Here is a 17,765-nt window from a genome sequence, read left to right on the forward strand (position 1 = left end):
GGTTGGCCGTTTTCGAGCAGCGGCGCCTCGAGTCGGCCCCCACGAAGGAGGACTTCCCCTCGACCCACGCCATCTCTCAACAGCGTGGAACAGCAAACCACGTACGCAAAAACTTCGCATAGCCTACCCGACGAAATTCTCCGACATGTGACCTGAGAGCGCACCCCGTGGCCCTCCAGCCATCGACGACAGGGCACGGCGACGGCACCGCTATCCGGACGAAACAGGATCAGCCCGGGAACTCCGCCCGGCCTCGGCACCGGCCGGCACAACCGGTGCGGCAGCGCTCTCCCGGCCGCCGAGCGCGATCGCTGCAACCGCGCCGAGCAGGCAGAACAGCGCCGCACCGGTGAACATCTCGGCGTACTCGACCCGGAGCGCCGCGCGTACCCCGGCGGTGTACTCGGCGACCTGCTGTTGGTAGACGGCACGGTCCACACCGAACGGCAGCGGGGTCACCAGGTCTGCGGTGAGTTGCTGGAACCGGTGCAGCCCCCAGGCGGTGACGGCGGCGACCCCGAGCAGCATGCCCACCATCCGGGCCACCACCAGTGCGGCGGCGGCGACGCCGTGCTGCACCGACGGCACCGCACGGAGTACGACGGAACTCAGTGGTGCGATGACCAGCCCGAGACCGAAACCGGCCAGTGCCAGGTCGGTGTCGACCCGGGGCAGCCCCACCGGCCCGATCGAATACCGGGCCGCCATCGCCTCGACCGGCCAGCCGGCGATCAGCAGATAGCCGAGGGTCGCCAGCGCCAACCCGCCGACGGTGAGGACCCGGTCGCCGAGTCGACGGGCGAGCAGCCCGCCGAGCACCGCACCGACCGGCAGCGCCACCAGGAAGCGGGTGAGCAGCAGCGCCCCCTGCACGGCGTCCCGGCCGAGTACGGTCTGCGCGAAGAGTTGCACGTCGACCAGGGTCACCAGCAGCGCGGCGCCGGCCAGTGCGCTCACCCCGAGAGCGACCAGGAAGGGCCGCATCCGAACGCCGGTCGGATCCAGCAGCCGGGTCCGGGACCGGGCCTGCCAGAGCAGGAAACCGCCGAGGACCACCACCCCGGCCCCGACGGTGACCGGACCCCAGGGCGGCAGCAGCGAACGCGCCGGATCGGGGTTGTAGAGGCCGACCACCAGCAGCCCGAGTGCGACCGCCAGCAGCAGCCCGCCGACCACGTCCACCCGCTGCCGGACGGCATCCGGCCGGTCCTGACGGGCCGGCAGCGTCAACCGGACCACCACGATCGCCAACACCGCCAGCGGCAGGTTCACCCAGAAGACACCGCGCCAGCCGACCAGCGCGGCGAGCCCGGCACCGTAGAGCGGGCCGAGCACGCTGCCCAGCTCCTGCGCCGCGCCGACCAGCCCCAGGGTCAGCGCCCGGCGCCGGGCCGAGCCGAGGTCGGAGACGAGCGCCATCGTCACCGGCAGCAGCGCACCGCCGGCCAGTCCCTGAAGGCCCCGACCGGCGACCAGCAGCGGCAGGCTGTCGGCGAGCGCGGCCAGCACCGAACCGGCGGCGAAGCCGGCCAGGCAGACCTCGATGACGACGCGCCGGCCGTACCGGTCGGAGAGCCGGGCGAGCAGCGGCATCCCGGCGACGTAGCCGAGCAGGTAGCCGGTGACCACCGGGGTGGCCCGTTCCAGCCGGTTGACCGGCACCCGCAGGTCGCCGAGGATCTCGACCAGCAGGGTTACCACGACGTACGCGTCGAGCGCGGCGAGCAGCACGGCCGCGCCGCCCACCCCGATCGCGAGCCGGCGACCGGCCCGCGGCACGGGATCAGGGGACACGGATGGTGACCGGAGCGTCGTACTCCGAGAAGGTCACCGTCACCGTCCCGGTCTGGCCGGGCACCGGGAACCGGGCCCGGTGCAGCAGCCGCCGGTCGGCACCGATCCAGAGCGTGCCGGTGACGTCCGCGCTGACGCCGGGCACCAGGTTGCCGAGCGCGGTGCCGGGCAGCGTCCCGTCGATCCGGTACGTGTCGACGCCGTCGACCTCCTCCCGGCCCGTGGTGGTGCCGGTGGCCCTACCGACGAGGTTGGCGACGCCACGGTCCGGGGAGAGGATCGCGGTCGGGTCGTAGATCGCCGCGGCAGTCGCCAGCGGCAACCTCTGCCAGCCGCCGGTCAGCCCGTTGACGTGCAGGGTCTCGTCCTTGACCACGAAGGACAGCTCCAGCGGCAGCCCGCCCTGCTCGATCCGGGCGGTCCCCTGTGCCTCGCCGGTCGCGGTGATCACGCCCTCGGCGGCGCTGATGCCGAGGCTCTCGGCCGCCCCCTCGGTGGCGATCGCGAACCGGGCGGTCTTCACCGTGCCCAACTCGGTCGCCGCGCCCGTGAGGAGTTCGGCCGCCTCGGGCAGGGCGGTGGAATCCGCCCCGGCCGGGTCATCGGCGCCCCGGTCGGTGCAGCCTGCGGAGACGGCCAGCAGCAGGCTCAGCGCACCGGCGAGCGCGAGGGATCGACGCATGAACCGAAGCGTACTCACGACCGGCTGCCCGGCGGCGGTGATCCCGCCCCCGGGCACCCGAAACGGTCGGTTCTAGTCGGGCCAGCGGCCGGTGAGCCGGCGTACGCCGATCGCACCGCCCCGGTCCACGGCGGCCCGGACCACCGAGAAGATGGCCCCCTGCAACGCGGCGGCGGCCAGGATCTCACCCCAGTGCCGGTCCTCGTCGATCGCGTCGGGCGCCTCGCCGTCGCCCGCCGTCAACTTCCAGACCTGCCGGAACACCGCACCCGCGGCAACACCGGCGGCCATGCCCAGAAGAATGCCCACCGGCCGGTAGGCCATCTTGCTGACTGTCCTGCTCACCCACGTCTCCCTCGTGCCATCAGCACCACGACCGCCAGCGCCAGCGCCCCGGCCGCGAACACGGCCCAGGACACCGGATGGCGCAACGCTATCGAACCGGCGTCGTGCACGGAGGACCGGACGTTCGCCGTGGTCTGTCCGGCCCGCTGCACCATCCGGTCCCTGGTCTGCACCGCCGAGCCCTTGATCCGGGCCTTGACGTCCGCCTTGGCCGCCAGCGCCTGCACCGTCTCGCCCAACTCGGCCCGGGTCCGCCGGATCTCCGCCCGGAGCGCCTCCGGGTTGCCGTAGCCGTTGCTGCGACTCATCCCTGTCCCCTGTCCCGGACCGCCGAGGCCACCGTACGCACGTCCGCACGCAGGCTCTCCGCCGTCGCCTTCGGCACCGGCGGCACCGCCCGGCGTACCTGGCGTCGGCCGAGCAGCGCGAAGATCCCGGCGACGACGAAGAGCGCCCCGGCCACCACCAGCGCGGCGGCCCAGGCCGGAATCACCAGGGCCAGTCCCAGCACCGCGGCGGCCACCAGGACGCCGAGTCCGCAGAGCGCCAGCAGAGCGCCGCCGCCGAAGAGACCCGCGCCGATCCCGGCGTGCCGACCCTTCTCGGCCAGCTCGATCCGGGCGAGCGCCAGTTCGTCACGCACCAGCCGCGACAGCTGCTCGGTGGCGCGCTGGACCAGCTCGGCGGTGGACTGCTCCCCGACCGGTCGAGCGGAGTCGCGTACGACGTCGGCCATGCTGCCCTCCTATCCCGGCTCCTGGGCTGTATGCCCCGGTCGCCGGTGGTTCAATCCTGCCGACCGCTGCTGGCGCCGGATGTCCGTTTCGTCGGCGCGGAATCCTCGTTCGTCGCGCCCGTCCCCGGAGCCGCGCGGACGGCCCGTCGGTGCGGCGGAGGAGGAGAGAGGTCCCGCCCCGCTGTGGTTAGTGTCCGCCACCGGACGCTCCGATGGCGGCCGATCCGGCAGGTCAGCGGCTCCGGTCGCGGCCGTGTTCAGCCGGCGGGCCGGTCGCGCGGCCACGCGCCGCACGGGCGGGCGGGGCATCGGCGCTGCGGCCGCCTCGACCGGCTCGTCGGGGGCTCAGCGTGACGGCGCCTCGACCGGCTCTGGCGGGGCTCAGCGTGACGGCGCCTCGACCGGCTCCGGCGGGGCTCAGCGTGACGGCGCCTCGACCGGCTCCGGCGGGGCTCAGCGTGACGGCGCCTCGGCCGGCTCGTCGGGGCCGACGAAGGCGCTGCTGCGGGCCTCGCCGTCGTCGGTACCGCCGAAGAGCCGGGCGTCGTCCGGCGGCTCGTGTTCGGCCGGCCGGTTGTCGGCGGTGCCGCCGTGCACCGGCCGGCGCGGCCCGGCCGACTGCCAGGGCGGCCGGACGGAGGTGTCGCCGAGTTCGGCGCGCAGCCTGGGCAGCGCGCTCGGCCGCTGGTCCCGCAGCCAGCCGACCAGATGCTCGCGGACCAGGCAGCGCAGGTCCCAGAGCCTCGGTGCGTCGGCCGCGCTGACCAGGGCACGCAACCGGACCATCCCGCCGACCGCGTCGGTGACCTGGAGTACGCAGGTACGCCCGTCCCACAGCTCGGTACCCTCCACCAGCCGGCGCAGCTCCTCGCGCATCGCCTGCACCGGTACCGACCAGTCGACCTCGAACTCGGCGGTGCCGAGCACGGCGGCCTGGGTGCGGGTCCAGTTCTGGAACGGCTTGGTGGTGAAGTACGACGTCGGCAGGATCAGCCGCCGGTCGTCCCAGATCTGCACCACCACGTAGCTGAGGGTCAGCTCCTCGATCCGGCCCCACTCCCCCTCGACCACCACCACGTCGTCGAGCCGGACCGCGTCGCTGAACGCCAGTTGCAGCCCGGCGAAGACGTTGCCGAGCACGCTCTGCGCGGCCAGCGCGGCGACCACGCCGATCACCCCGGCCGAGGCGAGCACACTGGCGCCGACACCGCGCACGCTGGGGAAGGTCATCAGCATCACCCCGGCGGCCAGCACCACGATGACCGCGATGGTGACCCGGCGGAGCATGACGATCTGCGTCTTGATCCGCCGCGCCTGCCGGTTGTCCGGCACGTCGACCCGGAACCGGGCCAGCGCGGTGTCCTCGCTGACCAGCAGCAGCGAGGCGACCAGCCAGGCGGTGGTGGCGATGACCGCCAGGACGAGCAGGTGCAGCAGGGTCTGCCGCCACGGGGTACCGACGCCGTAGCCGGTGCTGAACCGCACCCCGAACTGGATCGCCAGCACGGTCGCCGCCACCTGGAAGGGTCGGTGCGAGTGCTCGGAGAGTTCGTCGAGCAGCACCGACCGGCGGCCGAGCCGGCGTACGGTCCGGTGCACCACCTCCACCACGGCGAGGGCGAGCAGTGCCGCGCCCGCCGTCGCGATGACCGTCCACAGATAGCTGTCCACCAATGTTCTTCCTTCCACGCCAAAGCCGGGTGCCGCTGCGGGATGTCTCCCGAGCCGCACCCGGCGAGGGCTGCGAAGCGTTGTGAGGTTGTAAAACGCGGGACGCCGGTGCGTCCGACGCAGTCGGGTCAGACCTTGCGGTACCTCGCCTGCACCACGCAGAAGAGGGCGAAGGCGGCGATGCCGAGCGCCACCAGCGTGAGCAGGATCGAGCCGTACGACTGCTCCCGCAGGGTGTGCAGGGCGGCGTCCAGCCCCCGCGCCCGGTCCGGGTCGTAGTTCACCGCGGCCGTCAGCACGAGCAGCCCGGCGATGCCGTACGCGACGCCCTTGGCGACGTAGCCGGCGACGCCGAGCCGGCGGGCGAGCTTGCGGGTCTGCGGGCTCATCTCACCGGTCTTCAGGTGCCGCTCGAACTTCTTGACCGCGCCGTACCAGATCAGCCCGGCACCGAGGGCGGCCAGGGCGAGACCGGCCAGCCCGACCAGCAGCCGGCCCCCGGTCGAGGCCATGAGTTCCTCGGTGAGCGCCTGCTGCTTGTCCGCACTGGACGAGTTCGCGTGCTGCACCACCTGATAGGCCGTCCAGGCGAAGTAGAGGTAGACGAGGGTCCGGCCCGCCGAGGTGAGCCGCTCGACGACCCGCTCCCGGCCCCGGTACTCCCGGTGCCCGGTCGCCGCCTCGAATGCCTGCCAGATCGCCATCGCGAGCAGGCCGACCCCGATCGCGCCGACCAGGAACCCGCCGAGCGGCTGGGCGGCCAGGGTACGCAGCGCGCCGGACTGGTCGCCGTCGTCGGCCGGCCGGCCGAAGGCGATCTGCAGGGCCAGCCAGGCGAAGAGCAGGTGGACGAGCCCGTAGCCGACGAAGCCGGCCCGGGCGAGGATTTCCAGGGGCTTGCTGTTGGCGGCGCGGGCCGCACTCGCTCCTGCGGTCGAAGTCGCTGACATGGGCCTGTCAATGACCGATCGGGAAGATTTCCAAACGTCCGGGCGGCGGAGGGGCACCCCCGGCCCGGTGGCCGGCGGTGGCGGGTCGACCGCCACCGCCGCCCCGTGTCGCGGTTCAGCCGGCGTTGCGGCCGATCCGGACCACCACCTGCTCCTGGTCGGCGCTCTGCACGGTGGCGTACAGGCCGCCGACCTCGGTGGCCTGCTGGCCGACGGTCAGCGACAACTGCTCACCGGCGACCTCGATCGTCACCTTGTCGCCGTCGACGCCGATCAGCTTGGCCTCGACCCCGAGAATGCTGGTCTGGGCGTCGACGCCCCGGTCGAAGGTGACGGTGCAGGCGTCCAGCCCGCAGTCGGTGCTGGCGCCCTCGGAACTACAGCCGGCCATTACGGCCACACCGAGGGCCAGGCCGGCGAGGAGACCGGCGGCACGACGGACGGTGGTCATTTGGCGGTACGGGGGATTCGTCACCCCACCAACGGTACCCGGAGTGATCCAGGCAACGGCCCGGCCGCGTTCGTCGGTGTCGGCCGATATCGTGCCTGCCATGCCGTTCGAGATCGCCCGGGTCCGGGCCGCCTACCCCGCCCTCGTCGAGGGATACGCGCACTTCGACGGGGCCGCCGGCACCCAGGTCGCCGCTCCGGTCGCCGAGGCGGTGGCCGGCACCATGCGGACGGCGGTGGCGAACCTGAGCAGCGCACACATCCCCGGGCAGCGCTCCGGTGACCTGGTGGCAGCGGCCCGGGCGGCGGTCGCCGACCTGCTCGGGGCGACCCCGGACGGGGTGGTGTTCGGCCCGAGCGCGACCGCGCTGACCTATCACGTGGCCCGGACCCTCGCCCAGGCGTGGCGCCCCGGCGACGAGGTGGTGGTCTCCCGGCTCGACCACGACTCCAACGTCCGGCCCTGGGTGCAGGCCGCCGAGGCGACCGGCGCGGTCGTCCGGTGGGCCGAGTTCGACCCGGAGACCGGTGAACTGCCGGCCGGGCAGTACGCCGACCTGATCGGGCCGCGCACCCGGCTGGTGGCGCTCACCGCCGGCAGCAACGCCATCGGCACCGTGCCGGACGTGGCCGGGATCGCCGCCGTCGCGCACGCGGCCGGCGCGCTGGTCTACGTCGACGGGGTGCACGCCACCCCGCACGGCCCCACCGACGTCGCCGCGCTCGGCGCCGACTTCTACGTGACCAGCGCCTACAAGTGGTCCGGCCCGCACGTGGCCGCCGTCGTCGCCGACCCGGCCCGCTGGGCGGAGCTGCGCCCGGCGAAGCTGCTCCCCTCCCCCGACCGGGCACCGGACCGGTTCGAACTCGGCACGCCGAGCTTTCCGCTGCTGGCCGGGATCCGGGCCGCCGTCGACCACCTGGCCGGGCTGGACCCGGACGCCACCGGCGACCGCCGCGCCCGGCTCCGGGCCGGGCTCGCCGCCGCACTCGGCCACGAGGAGCGGCTCTTCGACCGCCTCCTCCAGGGCCTTCGCGGCCTGCCCGGGGTGACCGTCTACGGTTCGCCCCGGCACCGCTGCCCGACCGTGTCGTTCCGGCTCGCCGGCCAACTCCCGGGGCAGACCGCCGCCGCGCTCGGCGAGCGCGGGGTCTGCGTCTCGGCCGGCGACTACTACGCGTACGAGTACTTCTCGGCGCTGGGGCTGCGGGACAGTGGCGGGGCGGTCCGGGCCAGCGTCTACCACTACAACACCGTGGAGGACGTCGACCGGCTGCTCGCCGAACTCGACCGACTCGCGGTGAGCGGGGTCACCGACGCCACCGGGCTGGTTGGGGGAGAATTGCTCCGGTGAGCTTCCTCGTCGAAGAAAATCCCGCCCGCCGCCGCTTCGAGATCCTGGTCGACGACGCCCTGGCCGGCTTCATCGGCTACCAGGTCGAGTCCGGGACCATGGTGCTGGCGCACACCGAGGTCGACAAGCAGTTCGAGGGGAAGGGGGTCGGCAGCGCGCTGGCCCGGGGCACCCTCGACCAGCTCCGCGACCGGGGCGAGCGGGTCCGGGTCACCTGCCCGTTCCTGGTCGCCTACCTCGAGCGGCATCCCGAATACTCGTCGGTGCTGGTCGACGGCTGAGCCGCCGGGGCGCGGCGGCCGGCTTCGCTGAACGGGCTACCGTCGTACCGTGGCGGAGCCGGGAGTGCGCACGACGGGCCGGGCGGGTCGGTGGATCATCGTGCTGGTCGTGGTGGTGGCGCTGGTCGCCGCCGGGATCGGCGTCGGGCTGTGGCGCGGCTGGTTCGCCGACCCGTCGGTCTCGGACGCGCCCCGGGCCCGGGCCGGCACCGTGCAGACCCTGGTGGCCGACCTCGAAGCACCCTGGGGGCTGGCCTTCCTCCCCGACGGGTCGGCGCTGGTGACCGAGCGGGACAGCCGGCGGCTGCTCCAGGTGACCGGCGGCGAGGCCCGGGAGGTGGCCCGGATCGAGGAGGCGGCACCGGCCGGCGAGGGCGGCCTGCTCGGCGTCGCCGTCTCCGCCGACCACGCCACCGACCGCTGGGTGTACGTCTACTACACCGCCGCCGACGACAACCGGGTCGCCCGGCTGCGCCTCGACGGGGGCAGCCCGGAGATCGTGCTGAGCGGGATCCCGCGCGGCTCGCGGACCCACAACGGCGGGCGGATCGCCTTCGGCCCCGACGGGATGCTCTACGTCGGCACCGGGGACGCCGGTGACCGGGACGCCGCACAGGACCGGAACAGCCTGGCCGGCAAGATCCTGCGGATGACCCCGGACGGCCGGCCCGCCCCGGGCAACCCGTTCGGCGACACCCTGGTCTACAGCTACGGCCACCGCAACGTGCAGGGTTTCGGCTGGCACGCCGACGGGACGATGTACGCGGCCGAGTTCGGCCAGAACCACTACGACGAACTCAACCGGATCACGCCGGGCGGGAACTACGGCTGGCCGGAGGTCGAGGGCGACTCCGACGACTCCCGGTTCGTCGCACCGGTCGCCACCTGGGGTACCGCCGAGGCGTCCCCGAGTGGGCTGGCGGTGGTCGGCGACCGGGTCTGGCTCGCCTGCCTGCGCGGGCAGCGGCTCTATCGGATCGGCACCGACGGTCAGGGCGCGGAGGCGCTGCTGACCGGCGAGTACGGCCGGCTCCGGCACGTCGCCCCGGCGCCGGACGGCTCGCTGTGGGTGCTCACCTCCAACCGGGACGGGCGCGGCTCGCCCTCCGGCGACGACGACCGGATCCTGCGCCTGGTCCCCTGACGCACCCTGTTGACCCGGTGGTCTAGATGGCGTGTTCCGGTGCGGGTAGTTCGGTGAACGGGAAGCGGAGCCGGAAGTCCGGCCACGGCACGCTGAGCCGCAGCCAGTCGCCGCCACGGCCGGCGTCGATGCCCAGCTCGGCGATCTGACCGAGGTCGGCGAGGGAGCGGCGGGCCTGTTCCTCGGTGACCCCGGCCGCGCCGGCCAGGCTGGTCAGGCTGGTGCTGACCACCCGGCGCCGCCACCGCCGACGGGTCCGCTGGGCCAGCCGGCGGATCGCGATCGCCACCAGTACGGCCTGGTCGTCGCGCTGTGCCCGGGCCTCCAGCTCCCGCTCCGACTCGGAGAGCGGCAGCACCTCCAGCGGGTCGCGGTCCAGCCGGGGGATGACCCACGGGTCGTCGCCGTCGCCCTCGGTCACCTCGAAGAGGCCGAACTCCGCCAGGCAGAGCAGCAGCTCGCCGACGGTGTGCGGCACCGGCAGGTCACGTCGCCGACACATCTCGGCGAACAGCTCGATCCGGGTGGCGCGAATCCGGACCATCCAGGCGTAGTGCTGCCGGGCGTGCAGCTCGGCGTCGTCGGCGTCCCGGCCGGCGCGGCGCCGCCGGGCCCGGTCCACCCACTCGTCGACGCTGCCGGGATCGCACCACGCCGAACCCTCCCACGGGACGATCGCCGACCAGGCCGACCGGCGGAACCGGGGTTCCCCGGGTACGACGGTGAGGTAGACGAAGGCGCAGGGTAGCCACCGGATCCAGGACGGGGTGAGGGCGGCCCGCTGCCAGCGAGGGGTCACCGGACGAACGATACAGCGACTCGCCGTAAACGTGGGGGCACCCTTCGTGACAGCCGTGGTACTGATCGGGTGTCGACCCGACCTCGCCGCGACGGTCACCGGACCGGGCCGGCCGAGGGTCCGATCAGGACCCTCCGGTGAGCACCTCGGCGACGGCCGCTCAGGACCCTCCCGTCAGCACCTCGGCGACGGCCCGGCCGGCGGCCCGGGTGGCGCCGTAGGTGGCCAGGTGCACCCGGCCGGTGACGATCGAGGGCACCCCGAGTTCCACCACCACCGCGTCCGGGCGGTCGGCCAGGATCCGGCGTACCGCCGCCGCCATCCAGGGGTGCCGGTGCAGGTCACGGACGACCAGCACCAGCGGTCGCCCGGCCGCCCCGGCCAGGGCACCGGCCGGCGGGGCGTGCTCGGCGGCCAGGTCACCGGCGGCCAGCCGTACGGTCGTGGTGCCGGGCAGCAGCGCGGCCAGCGGGGCACCCACTCCCCACGGCGTCTCGGCGCCGATCGCGATGTTCCGGGGCGGCTCGAACTCCAGCACGTGGGCCGGGCCGGTCAGCGGCAGCACGGCCGGGCCGGCGGTACCGTCGGTGACCCGGATCGCCCGGCGCGCGGCGGCCAGCCCCAGCGCGGAACCGTCCGGTCCGGCCGGGCTCCACTCGGCGCGCTGGGCCCGGGCGGCACCGCTCCAGGCGGCCAGCAGGCCGACCCGCTTGGCGGCCTCGACCAGGCGCTCCTCCGGCAGCACCCCGGCGAGTACCGCGTCGACGATCGCGTCCCGCAGCCGCAGCGCGTCCACCTCGTCGGCGTGCTCACCGCCGACACAGATCGCGTCCGCCCCGGCGACCAGGGCCCGGACGGTCGCCCCGGCGAAGCCGTACCGGTCGGCGACGGCGCGCATCTCCATGGCGTCGGTCACCACCACACCCTGGAAGCCCAACTCCTCGCGCAGCAGGTCGGTCAGGACCCGTCGGCTCAGCGTCGCCGGCCACTCCTCGTCGATCGCCGGTACCAGCAGGTGACCGGTCATCACCGCCTGCACCCCGGCGTCGATCGCCGCCCGGAACGGCGGCAGCTCGCAGGCGTCGAGGCGGGCCCGGGAGACCGCGATCCGGGGTACGTCGAGGTGCGAGTCGACGCTGGTGTCCCCGTGCCCAGGGAAGTGCTTGGCGCAGGCGGCGACCCCGGCCGACTGGAGGCCGCGTACCCAGGCGGCGGTGTGCCGGGCGACGAGCCCCGGCTCGGCCCCGAAGGAGCGTACGCCGATTACCGGGTTGTCGGGGTTGGCGTTGACGTCCGCGTCCGGGGCGTAGTTCAGGGCGATGCCGGCGGCGGCCAGTTCGGCGCCGAGGTCCCGGGCGACGGCCTCGGTCAGCTCGGGGTCGTCGACCGCGCCGAGCGCCAGGTTGCCGGGGCGGGAGCTGCCCAGCCGGGATTCCAGTCGGGTGACGTCACCGGCCTCCTCGTCGATCGCCACCAGCACGTCCGGCCGTTCCGCCCGCATCGCGTCGGTCAGCGCGGTGACCTGCTCGGCGTCGACCACGTTGCGGGCGAACAGCACCACCCCGCCGAGCCCTTCACCGAGCCACCGGCGCAGCCAGTCCGGCGGTCGGGTGGTGCCGACGAACCCTGGTTGGAGCACCGCCGCCGCCAGGCTGGACAGGTTGTCCGTCGTTCCGCTCATCCCGCCGGTTCCCCCCGTATCTACAGTGGACAGCCGCCGCCCTGGTAGCGGCGGGTGCTGTCATGGTCACACCACCTCCGCAAATAGTCAATAAACCTTCCTATTAGCCGGAACGGCCCCGGACATGCGACACGGCGCCGATGACGTGCGAGAGTGCTGGAATGCAGTCCAGCATCGCGGAGACCGCGTCGCGCCTCGCCGAGCTGCCGCAGCACCTGCTCGCCGCCGAGGAGACGAGCTGGTTCGACATCCCCGGCGTCAAGATCGTGGGCGCCATCCTCGGCACCGTGCTGCTGCTCGCCGCGCTGCGCTCGATGTTCGGCCGCCGGTGAGCCGATCTCGGGCCACCGGTCAGCCGGACCTCACGCCACCGGTGAGCCGGACCTCACGCCACCGGTGAGCCGGATCTTTCGCGGCCGGTGAGCCGGACTTTCGCGGCCGGTGAGCCGGATCTTTCGCGGCCGGTAGCGCAGCCGGCCGCCGGGCAGGCCGGGTAGCGGCCACCGTTTCAGGCAGGTGCCCCCGGGGTACCTCCGGCGACCGATGAAGCTGCCACCCCTGAACGCCACCCGGCTCCGCCGTGCCGCCCGGCACCGGTTCGGCTGGCGATCGTTGCGCCCCGACCAGCTCACGGCGATGCGTGCGGTGATGCGCCGCCGGGACGCTCTCGTCGTACTCCCGACCGGGGCCGGAAAATCGGCCGTCTACCAGGTACCGGCGACGCTGCTCACCGGGCCGACGGTGGTGATCTCGCCCCTGCTGGCCCTCCAGCAGGACCAGATCGCCGCGCTCAACGACCGTGGCCAGCCGGAGCTGCGGGCGGTGCGGATCAGTTCGGCGGAGACCGCCGCACAGCAGGCCGCCGCGCTGGAGGAGGTCCGGACCGGCAAGGCCCGATTCCTCTTCACCACCCCCGAACAGCTCAGCAACCCGGATCGGCTCGCCGAGGTACGCGCGCTGCGCCCGGCCCTGGTCGCGGTCGACGAGGCACACTGCATCTCCGCCTGGGGACACGACTTCCGCCCCGACTACCTGGCGCTGGGACACCTGATCCGGGAGCTGGGCCGCCCGCCGGTGGTCGCGCTGACCGCCACCGCCTCCCCGCCGGTCCGGGACGACATCATCGACCGGCTCGGCCTGCACAAGCCCCGGGTGGTGGTCTCCGGGCTGGACCGGGCCAACCTCTTCCTGGAGGTGGCGAACTGCGCCACCGAGGACTACCGGTGGCGGCGGCTGCTCGCGCTGCTCCGTGCCGAGTCCCGTCCCGGGATCGTCTACGTGCCGACCCGGCGGGCCGCCGAGGAGCTGGCCGAGCGGCTGACCGAGGCCGACTTCCCGGCGAAGTACTACCACGGCGGGATGCCGGCCGGCGCCCGCGAGGAACTGCACGAGGACTTCCTCGCCGACCGGGTACCGATCATGGTCGCCACGTCGGCGTTCGGGATGGGCATCGACAAGCCCAACATCCGCTGGGTGGCGCACATGGCACTGCCGGACGCGCCGGACAGCTATCTCCAGGAGATCGGCCGGGCCGGTCGGGACAACGAACCGGCCCGCGCGCTGCTGCTCTGGCGGGCCGAGGACGTCGGTCTGCGCCGCTACTTCACCGGCGGCGCCCCGGACTCCGACGAGCTGCGCGACCTCGCCGCGCTGCTGCGGGACGGACCAACCACCCGGACCGCGCTGCGCGAACGGACCGGTCTCGGCGCCCGCAAGCTCGGCCAACTCCTCGCCCTGCTGGAGCAGGTCGGTGCCGCCGACACCCGACCGGACAACCGGCTCGGCAGCCCCCGCTACGCCCCGAAGCCCGTCGACGCGGCCAGCGCCGCACTCGCCGAGGCGGAACGGCAGCAGACGGTGCAGCGGTCGCGTACCGACATGATGCGGGCCTTCGCCGAGACCCGGAGCTGCCGGGGGCAGTTCCTGCTGGCGTACTTCGGTGAGCGGCTACCGAAACCCTGCGGGCACTGCGACAACTGCCACGCCGGGTTGCCCGAGACCACACCGGCCGGCAGCGCCGCGACTGCGGGCGGTCGCGGCCGGCAGGGCGGGCGGGGCGCCAAGACCGAAGAGCCCTTTCCGGTACACAGTGCGGTCCGGCACACCGAGTGGGGCTCGGGGATGGTGCTCAGCTACGAGGAGGACCGGATGACCGTGCTCTTCGACGAGGTGGGCTACAAGACGCTCTCGGTACCGGTGGTCAGCGAGCAGGGTCTGCTGGAGCCGGCCGACGACTGATCCACGGCGCCCCGGGGTACGGCTACAGGAGCGCCGCCGGAACACCGACCGCTCCGTACGGCGATTCGGTTTGCCCTCGGCCACGGCGTGCCGTGGAATGTGATGGTTTGTTCTGGAGTGGAGGGAGGTTGCCGTGACCGAGCAACCGCTATACGCGAGTGAGTTCGGATTCTCCGACGACGAGTGGGGACTGCTCGTCGGCCTGCCGCAGTCGGTGCTGACCGCGGCCAGCGCGGCGGAGTCGGACGGCGGCCGCCGGACCCGGTCGGAGAACGCCGCCGGGCTGGAGAGCATCGCCGCCGGACGGGAGTCGGCCAGCCCACTGGTCGCCGCCGTCGCCGGAGAGCTGATCACCCGGATCGGCGACCCGGAGGTGGGCGAGGAACTGCCGGTGATCGAGCCGGACGACCCGAAGGCGATGATCGCCGACGTGCTGAGCCGGGCGCAGAGCGCCTCGAAGCTGCTCGCCGGCAGGGTCTCCGAGGGCGATGCCGGTGCGTACCGGCACTGGCTGCTGACCATCGCCGAGCAGGTGGTGACCGCCGCGTCGACCGGCGGGGTACTCGGCCTCGGCGGCGACGAGGTGACCGAGAAGGAGCGGCGGTTCCGGGACGAACTGTCGCACGTACTCAACGACTGAGCGCCGGACACGACAGCGCCGGACACGACACAGCGCCCCCGCAACCGACCCGGTGCGGGGGCGCGCTGCCCCCACCCGTCCAGGGCCGTAGCCGTAACGAGCGCCGTGGGCGCCGTGCCCGGCAGACCGAGCGGGCGTGACCCGCGCTCACCTGTACGTCAGAGGCGTTATGAAGCAGCGGTAGCGCCCACCAGGTACAGGTGAGCGACTCTGCCCGCGCCGCACGCCGGGCGCTGGCGCTGGACGCTGGACGCCGGGCGCCGGGCGCTGCGCGCCGGGCGCTGCGCGCTGGGCGCGATCAGCGGGCCAGCAGGGCCAGGACGGCGCGTTCGGCGTCGGCGTCGGTGCTCTCCGGGCCCACCTCGGCGACCGTCCCGTTCTGGTAGAGGTCGATCAGCCGGGGGTCCACATAGGATGCCCGGGCCACCGCCGGGGTGTTGCCGAGCCGGCCGGAGACCCGACGCATCGCCTCGGCGATCACCCGACGGCGGGCCGTCACCGACCGCTGCGGCCCCGCCTCGGCGAGCGCCCGGGACGCCCAGAGCGTCGCGTGCCAGGTGCGGAAGTCCTTCGCCGTCATCTCGCCCCCGCTGGCCGTCCGCAGGTAGTCGTTCACCTCGTCGCTGCGCACGTCCCGCCAGCTCCGGCCGTCCCAGTAGCCGAATAGCCGCTGGGCGGCACGCCGCCGTCGACGCAGTTCCCGCAGCACCCGGCACGCCTCGGTGTCGTCGACCCGGCACACCTGGTCGATGCCGCCCTTGGCCGGAAACTCGAAGACCACCGCGCCGTGCCGGGTACGGGTGTGCTCCGGCCGGAGCGTGGCGACCCCGAACGTCGGGTCGTCGCCGGCCGCGTACTGGTCGCTGCCGATCCGGAAGGTGCCCATGTCGAGCAGCCGGGCCACGGTCGCCAACACCCGGGGCCGGCGCAGGCCCCGCCCGGCCAGGTCGGCGCAGACCTGTTCCCGCAACACCGGCAGCCGGCCGGCGACCTCCAGTACGTGGTCGAACTTCGCCTGGTCCCGCCGGGCCCGCCAGGTCGGGTGGTAGAGGTACTGGCGGCGTCCGGCCGCGTCCGTGCCGACCGCCTGGATGTGCCCGGCCGGATGCGGGCAGATCCAGACGTCCTTCCAGGCGGGCGGGATCACGAGTTCGCGGAGTCGGGTCAGCTCGTCCCGGTCCCGGATCGGCCGCCCCTGCGTGTCCAGGAAGACCACGCCGCGACCGTGTCGGCGCCGCCCGTACCCGGGGGCGGAGAGGTCGCTACGCCGCAACCGCACGGCTGCCCCGCCCCACCCGGTCGACCTCGCCGGCCGCGCCCAGCACCTCGTCCACCCCGATCGCGGCGAGCGCCGGATGGATCCGGGTGCCCTCGTCCGGCTGCCAGGCCCGGCCGGGACCCGCCGCCCGGTGCAGGGCCCGGTGCCAGGGCCGGTCCGGCGGCGGGCCCCAGAGCTGCGGCCGGATCGGTCCGAACAGCACCACCGACGGTGTCCGGTACGCGGTGGCCAGGTGCGCGACCCCGGTGTCCGTACTCAGCACCAGCCGGGCATGCGCGACCACGGCGGCCAGCTCGACCAGGGTGAGCCGGCCGGCGAGTACCGCCGGGTTCGGCAGTCCGGCGCCGGCCGCCACCCGCCGGGCCAGCTCCCGCTCGTCCGGTGAACCGGTCACCACCACCCGGTGCCCGGCCCGGGTCAGCTCCCGGGCCAGCGTGCCGAACCGTTCTGCCGACCAGCGCCGCGCGCTCCCCTTGCCGCCGGGGTGCACCACGGTCACCCCGACCGGCACCCGCCGGGGCGCCGGACGGCGCAGGTCCAGGTCGTCCGGGTCGCACTCGACGCCGTACCAGTCGAGCAGCCGGCACCAGCGGCGTACCTCGTGCTCCTCCGCCCGCCAGGCGGGACCGTCGAGGTGGCCGGCCTCGGCGCAGTGGTAGCCGCAGAGCCGCTCCGGGCCGGCGGAGGCGAGCAGCCGGTGCGACTGCGGCCCCCGGCCGTGCAGGTTGACCGCCCAGTACGGTGCCGGCCCGGCCCAGTCGACCGGGTCCAGCCCGTCGGTCGGCAGGACGTTGTCCACGTCGCCGACCAGCTCCACCAGCGGGGTGAGCCAGTCCGGGGCGGCCACCGTCAGGGTGTGCTCCGGAAACGCGGCGCGCAGCCCGCGCAGCGCCGGCACCGCCGTCGCCAGATCTCCCACCCCGAGCGCCCGCAGCACCAGGATCACGGATAGGACGTTTCCCGGTCGGCGCAGACCACCATCTCCCGGATCGCGCATCCGGGCGGCTGGCGCAGGGCGAAGAGTACGGCGTCGGCGACGTGCGCCGGGTCGTTGAGTACCGCGTCGGCGCCCGGCCGGTACTGCGGGTCGCGCTCGTCGAAGAAGGCCGTACGCATCCCGCCCGGCACCAGCAGCGTGACCCCGACCGTCCCGGCCAGTTCGGCCGCGAGTGCCCGGGTGAAGCCGACCACTCCGAACTTGGCCGCGCAGTACGCGGTCGCGTCCCCGACCGCCTTGACGCCGAGGGTCGAGGCGACGGTGACCACGGTGCCGCGCGAGCGTTCCAGGTAGGGCAGGGCGGCCCGGATCACCGCCGCGGTGGCCAGCAGGTCGACCGTCACCACCCGTTCCCAGGTCTCCGCCGGTACCTCGCCGAGCCGGCCCGGTACGTCGACTCCGGCGGCGGTGACCACCCCGGCCAGCCCGCCGGCCTGCTCGGCGAGTTCCCGGGTGGCCGCCTCGGCGGCCCGGGTGTCGGCGAGGTCGCAGTGCAGCCACGGGGTGGGGGCGACCGGCGGCTGCCGGTCGAGCACCAGCGGCCGCCCGCCGGAGTTGGCGATGGCGGCCACCACCGCCGCGCCGAGCCCGCTCGACCCGCCGCTGACCAGCACCGCCCCGCCGAGGGCACCGGCAGCGGCGGCGGCACCGGTGGCCGACGAGACGTCACCGGGCCGGGCGGAGAGGGCGCCACCGGCCCCGTCGAGACCGCCGCTCACCGGG

The 17,765-nt window shown here is 74.1% G+C and carries 19 protein-coding genes; 6 read left to right on the plus strand and 13 right to left on the minus strand.

What is annotated here, in order from left to right; translation table 11 throughout:
- Window positions 1-210: 210 nt before the first annotated feature.
- The 8 genes from C6361_RS23675 to C6361_RS23710 form a co-directional block, all read right to left on the minus strand.
- Complete coding sequence (locus tag C6361_RS23675; protein ID WP_107269050.1) at window positions 211-1,779, minus strand: MFS transporter; 1,569 nt, start codon at window positions 1,777-1,779, stop codon at window positions 211-213.
- A 4-nt stretch (window positions 1,780-1,783) separates the two neighbouring features.
- Entirely contained in the window at window positions 1,784-2,476 is a 693-nt protein-coding gene (locus tag C6361_RS23680) for an LppX_LprAFG lipoprotein (RefSeq protein WP_159079441.1), read from the minus strand.
- A 72-nt stretch (window positions 2,477-2,548) separates the two neighbouring features.
- Window positions 2,549-2,800: a DUF4235 domain-containing protein gene (locus C6361_RS23685; protein WP_369931448.1), complete on the minus strand. Its 252-nt coding sequence runs from the start codon at window positions 2,798-2,800 to the stop codon at window positions 2,549-2,551.
- A 17-nt stretch (window positions 2,801-2,817) separates the two neighbouring features.
- Window positions 2,818-3,129: a DUF3618 domain-containing protein gene (locus C6361_RS23690; RefSeq protein ID WP_107262896.1), complete on the minus strand. Its 312-nt coding sequence runs from the start codon at window positions 3,127-3,129 to the stop codon at window positions 2,818-2,820.
- Window positions 3,126-3,557 (minus strand): phage holin family protein, encoded by a 432-nt coding sequence (locus C6361_RS23695; RefSeq protein WP_107262897.1) that lies wholly within the window; start codon window positions 3,555-3,557, stop codon window positions 3,126-3,128. The genes C6361_RS23690 and C6361_RS23695 overlap by 4 nt, the downstream gene beginning before the upstream one ends.
- 453 nt (window positions 3,558-4,010) lie before the next feature.
- Window positions 4,011-5,228 carry a mechanosensitive ion channel family protein gene (locus C6361_RS23700; RefSeq protein WP_107269052.1) on the minus strand — a complete coding sequence of 406 codons (1,218 nt, stop codon included), beginning with the start codon at window positions 5,226-5,228 and terminating at the stop codon, window positions 4,011-4,013.
- Between the two features lie 128 nt (window positions 5,229-5,356).
- Window positions 5,357-6,178 (minus strand): DUF1206 domain-containing protein, encoded by an 822-nt coding sequence (locus C6361_RS23705; protein ID WP_107262899.1) that lies wholly within the window; start codon window positions 6,176-6,178, stop codon window positions 5,357-5,359.
- 115 nt (window positions 6,179-6,293) lie between these two features.
- Window positions 6,294-6,629, minus strand: a complete 336-nt coding sequence (locus C6361_RS23710; protein ID WP_107262900.1) for a hypothetical protein — start codon at window positions 6,627-6,629, stop codon at window positions 6,294-6,296.
- Window positions 6,630-6,729: 100 nt separating this feature from the next.
- Between C6361_RS23710 and C6361_RS23715 the strand changes: the two genes are divergently transcribed.
- The 3 genes from C6361_RS23715 (at window position 6,730) to C6361_RS23725 (ending at window position 9,408) form a co-directional block, all read left to right on the plus strand.
- A complete protein-coding gene (locus C6361_RS23715) occupies window positions 6,730-7,983 on the plus strand; it encodes a cysteine desulfurase-like protein (RefSeq protein ID WP_107269053.1) in 1,254 nt (417 codons plus the stop codon).
- Window positions 7,980-8,264, plus strand: a complete 285-nt coding sequence (locus tag C6361_RS23720) for a GNAT family N-acetyltransferase (RefSeq protein WP_107269054.1) — start codon at window positions 7,980-7,982, stop codon at window positions 8,262-8,264. The genes C6361_RS23715 and C6361_RS23720 overlap by 4 nt, the downstream gene beginning before the upstream one ends.
- Window positions 8,265-8,367: 103 nt before the next feature.
- Window positions 8,368-9,408: a sorbosone dehydrogenase family protein gene (locus tag C6361_RS23725; RefSeq protein ID WP_369931449.1), complete on the plus strand. Its 1,041-nt coding sequence runs from the start codon at window positions 8,368-8,370 to the stop codon at window positions 9,406-9,408.
- 22 nt (window positions 9,409-9,430) lie between these two features.
- On the opposite strand, the gene C6361_RS23730 is transcribed toward C6361_RS23725, so the two are convergent.
- Both C6361_RS23730 and C6361_RS23735 read right to left on the minus strand, forming a co-directional pair.
- The gene (locus tag C6361_RS23730; protein WP_107269056.1) at window positions 9,431-10,207 is read right to left on the minus strand and encodes a DUF6042 family protein; all 777 of its coding nucleotides are present in this window, start codon (window positions 10,205-10,207) and stop codon (window positions 9,431-9,433) included.
- Between the two features lie 160 nt (window positions 10,208-10,367).
- Complete coding sequence (locus C6361_RS23735; RefSeq protein WP_107269057.1) at window positions 10,368-11,888, minus strand: glycoside hydrolase family 3 protein; 1,521 nt, start codon at window positions 11,886-11,888, stop codon at window positions 10,368-10,370.
- 161 nt (window positions 11,889-12,049) lie between these two features.
- Here C6361_RS23735 and C6361_RS37140 point away from each other — a divergent pair, with 161 nt between their 5' ends.
- From C6361_RS37140 to C6361_RS23745, 3 genes are all read left to right on the plus strand, one after another.
- On the plus strand, window positions 12,050-12,220 hold the full coding sequence (locus C6361_RS37140) for a hypothetical protein (protein WP_159079442.1): 171 nt from the start codon (window positions 12,050-12,052) through the stop codon (window positions 12,218-12,220).
- Between the two features lie 211 nt (window positions 12,221-12,431).
- Entirely contained in the window at window positions 12,432-14,126 is a 1,695-nt protein-coding gene (locus C6361_RS23740; protein WP_107269058.1) for an ATP-dependent DNA helicase RecQ, read from the plus strand.
- A 133-nt stretch (window positions 14,127-14,259) separates the two neighbouring features.
- Entirely contained in the window at window positions 14,260-14,766 is a 507-nt protein-coding gene (locus tag C6361_RS23745; RefSeq protein WP_107262907.1) for a hypothetical protein, read from the plus strand.
- Between the two features lie 298 nt (window positions 14,767-15,064).
- Here C6361_RS23745 and C6361_RS23750 read toward each other — a convergent pair whose 3' ends face one another.
- The 3 genes from C6361_RS23750 to C6361_RS23760 are packed head-to-tail and all read right to left on the minus strand — an operon-like array spanning window position 15,065 to window position 17,656.
- Complete coding sequence (locus C6361_RS23750; protein ID WP_107269059.1) at window positions 15,065-16,045, minus strand: DNA topoisomerase IB; 981 nt, start codon at window positions 16,043-16,045, stop codon at window positions 15,065-15,067.
- The gene (locus C6361_RS23755) at window positions 16,029-16,991 is read right to left on the minus strand and encodes a glycosyltransferase family 9 protein (RefSeq protein WP_107269060.1); all 963 of its coding nucleotides are present in this window, start codon (window positions 16,989-16,991) and stop codon (window positions 16,029-16,031) included. The genes C6361_RS23750 and C6361_RS23755 overlap by 17 nt, the downstream gene beginning before the upstream one ends.
- Window positions 16,988-17,656, minus strand: a complete 669-nt coding sequence (locus C6361_RS23760) for an SDR family oxidoreductase (RefSeq protein WP_107264459.1) — start codon at window positions 17,654-17,656, stop codon at window positions 16,988-16,990. Before C6361_RS23760 ends, C6361_RS23755 begins: the two co-directional genes overlap by 4 nt.
- Window positions 17,657-17,765 lie beyond the last annotated feature (109 nt).

The organism is Plantactinospora sp. BC1, from assembly GCF_003030345.1.
Classification (GTDB): domain Bacteria; phylum Actinomycetota; class Actinomycetes; order Mycobacteriales; family Micromonosporaceae; genus Plantactinospora.

Coding starts and splice junctions, on each gene's coding strand:
- C6361_RS37140 (WP_159079442.1), top strand. CDS start 12,050: ATGCAGTCCAGCATCGCGGAGACCGCGTCGCGCCTCGCCGAGCTGCCG.
- C6361_RS23695 (WP_107262897.1), bottom strand. CDS start 3,557: ATGGCCGACGTCGTACGCGACTCCGCTCGACCGGTCGGGGAGCAGTCC.
- C6361_RS23685 (WP_369931448.1), bottom strand. CDS start 2,800: ATGGCCTACCGGCCGGTGGGCATTCTTCTGGGCATGGCCGCCGGTGTT.
- C6361_RS23740 (WP_107269058.1), top strand. CDS start 12,432: ATGAAGCTGCCACCCCTGAACGCCACCCGGCTCCGCCGTGCCGCCCGG.
- C6361_RS23705 (WP_107262899.1), bottom strand. CDS start 6,178: ATGTCAGCGACTTCGACCGCAGGAGCGAGTGCGGCCCGCGCCGCCAAC.
- C6361_RS23690 (WP_107262896.1), bottom strand. CDS start 3,129: ATGAGTCGCAGCAACGGCTACGGCAACCCGGAGGCGCTCCGGGCGGAG.
- C6361_RS23735 (WP_107269057.1), bottom strand. CDS start 11,888: ATGAGCGGAACGACGGACAACCTGTCCAGCCTGGCGGCGGCGGTGCTC.
- C6361_RS23715 (WP_107269053.1), top strand. CDS start 6,730: ATGCCGTTCGAGATCGCCCGGGTCCGGGCCGCCTACCCCGCCCTCGTC.
- C6361_RS23680 (WP_159079441.1), bottom strand. CDS start 2,476: ATGCGTCGATCCCTCGCGCTCGCCGGTGCGCTGAGCCTGCTGCTGGCC.
- C6361_RS23710 (WP_107262900.1), bottom strand. CDS start 6,629: ATGACCACCGTCCGTCGTGCCGCCGGTCTCCTCGCCGGCCTGGCCCTC.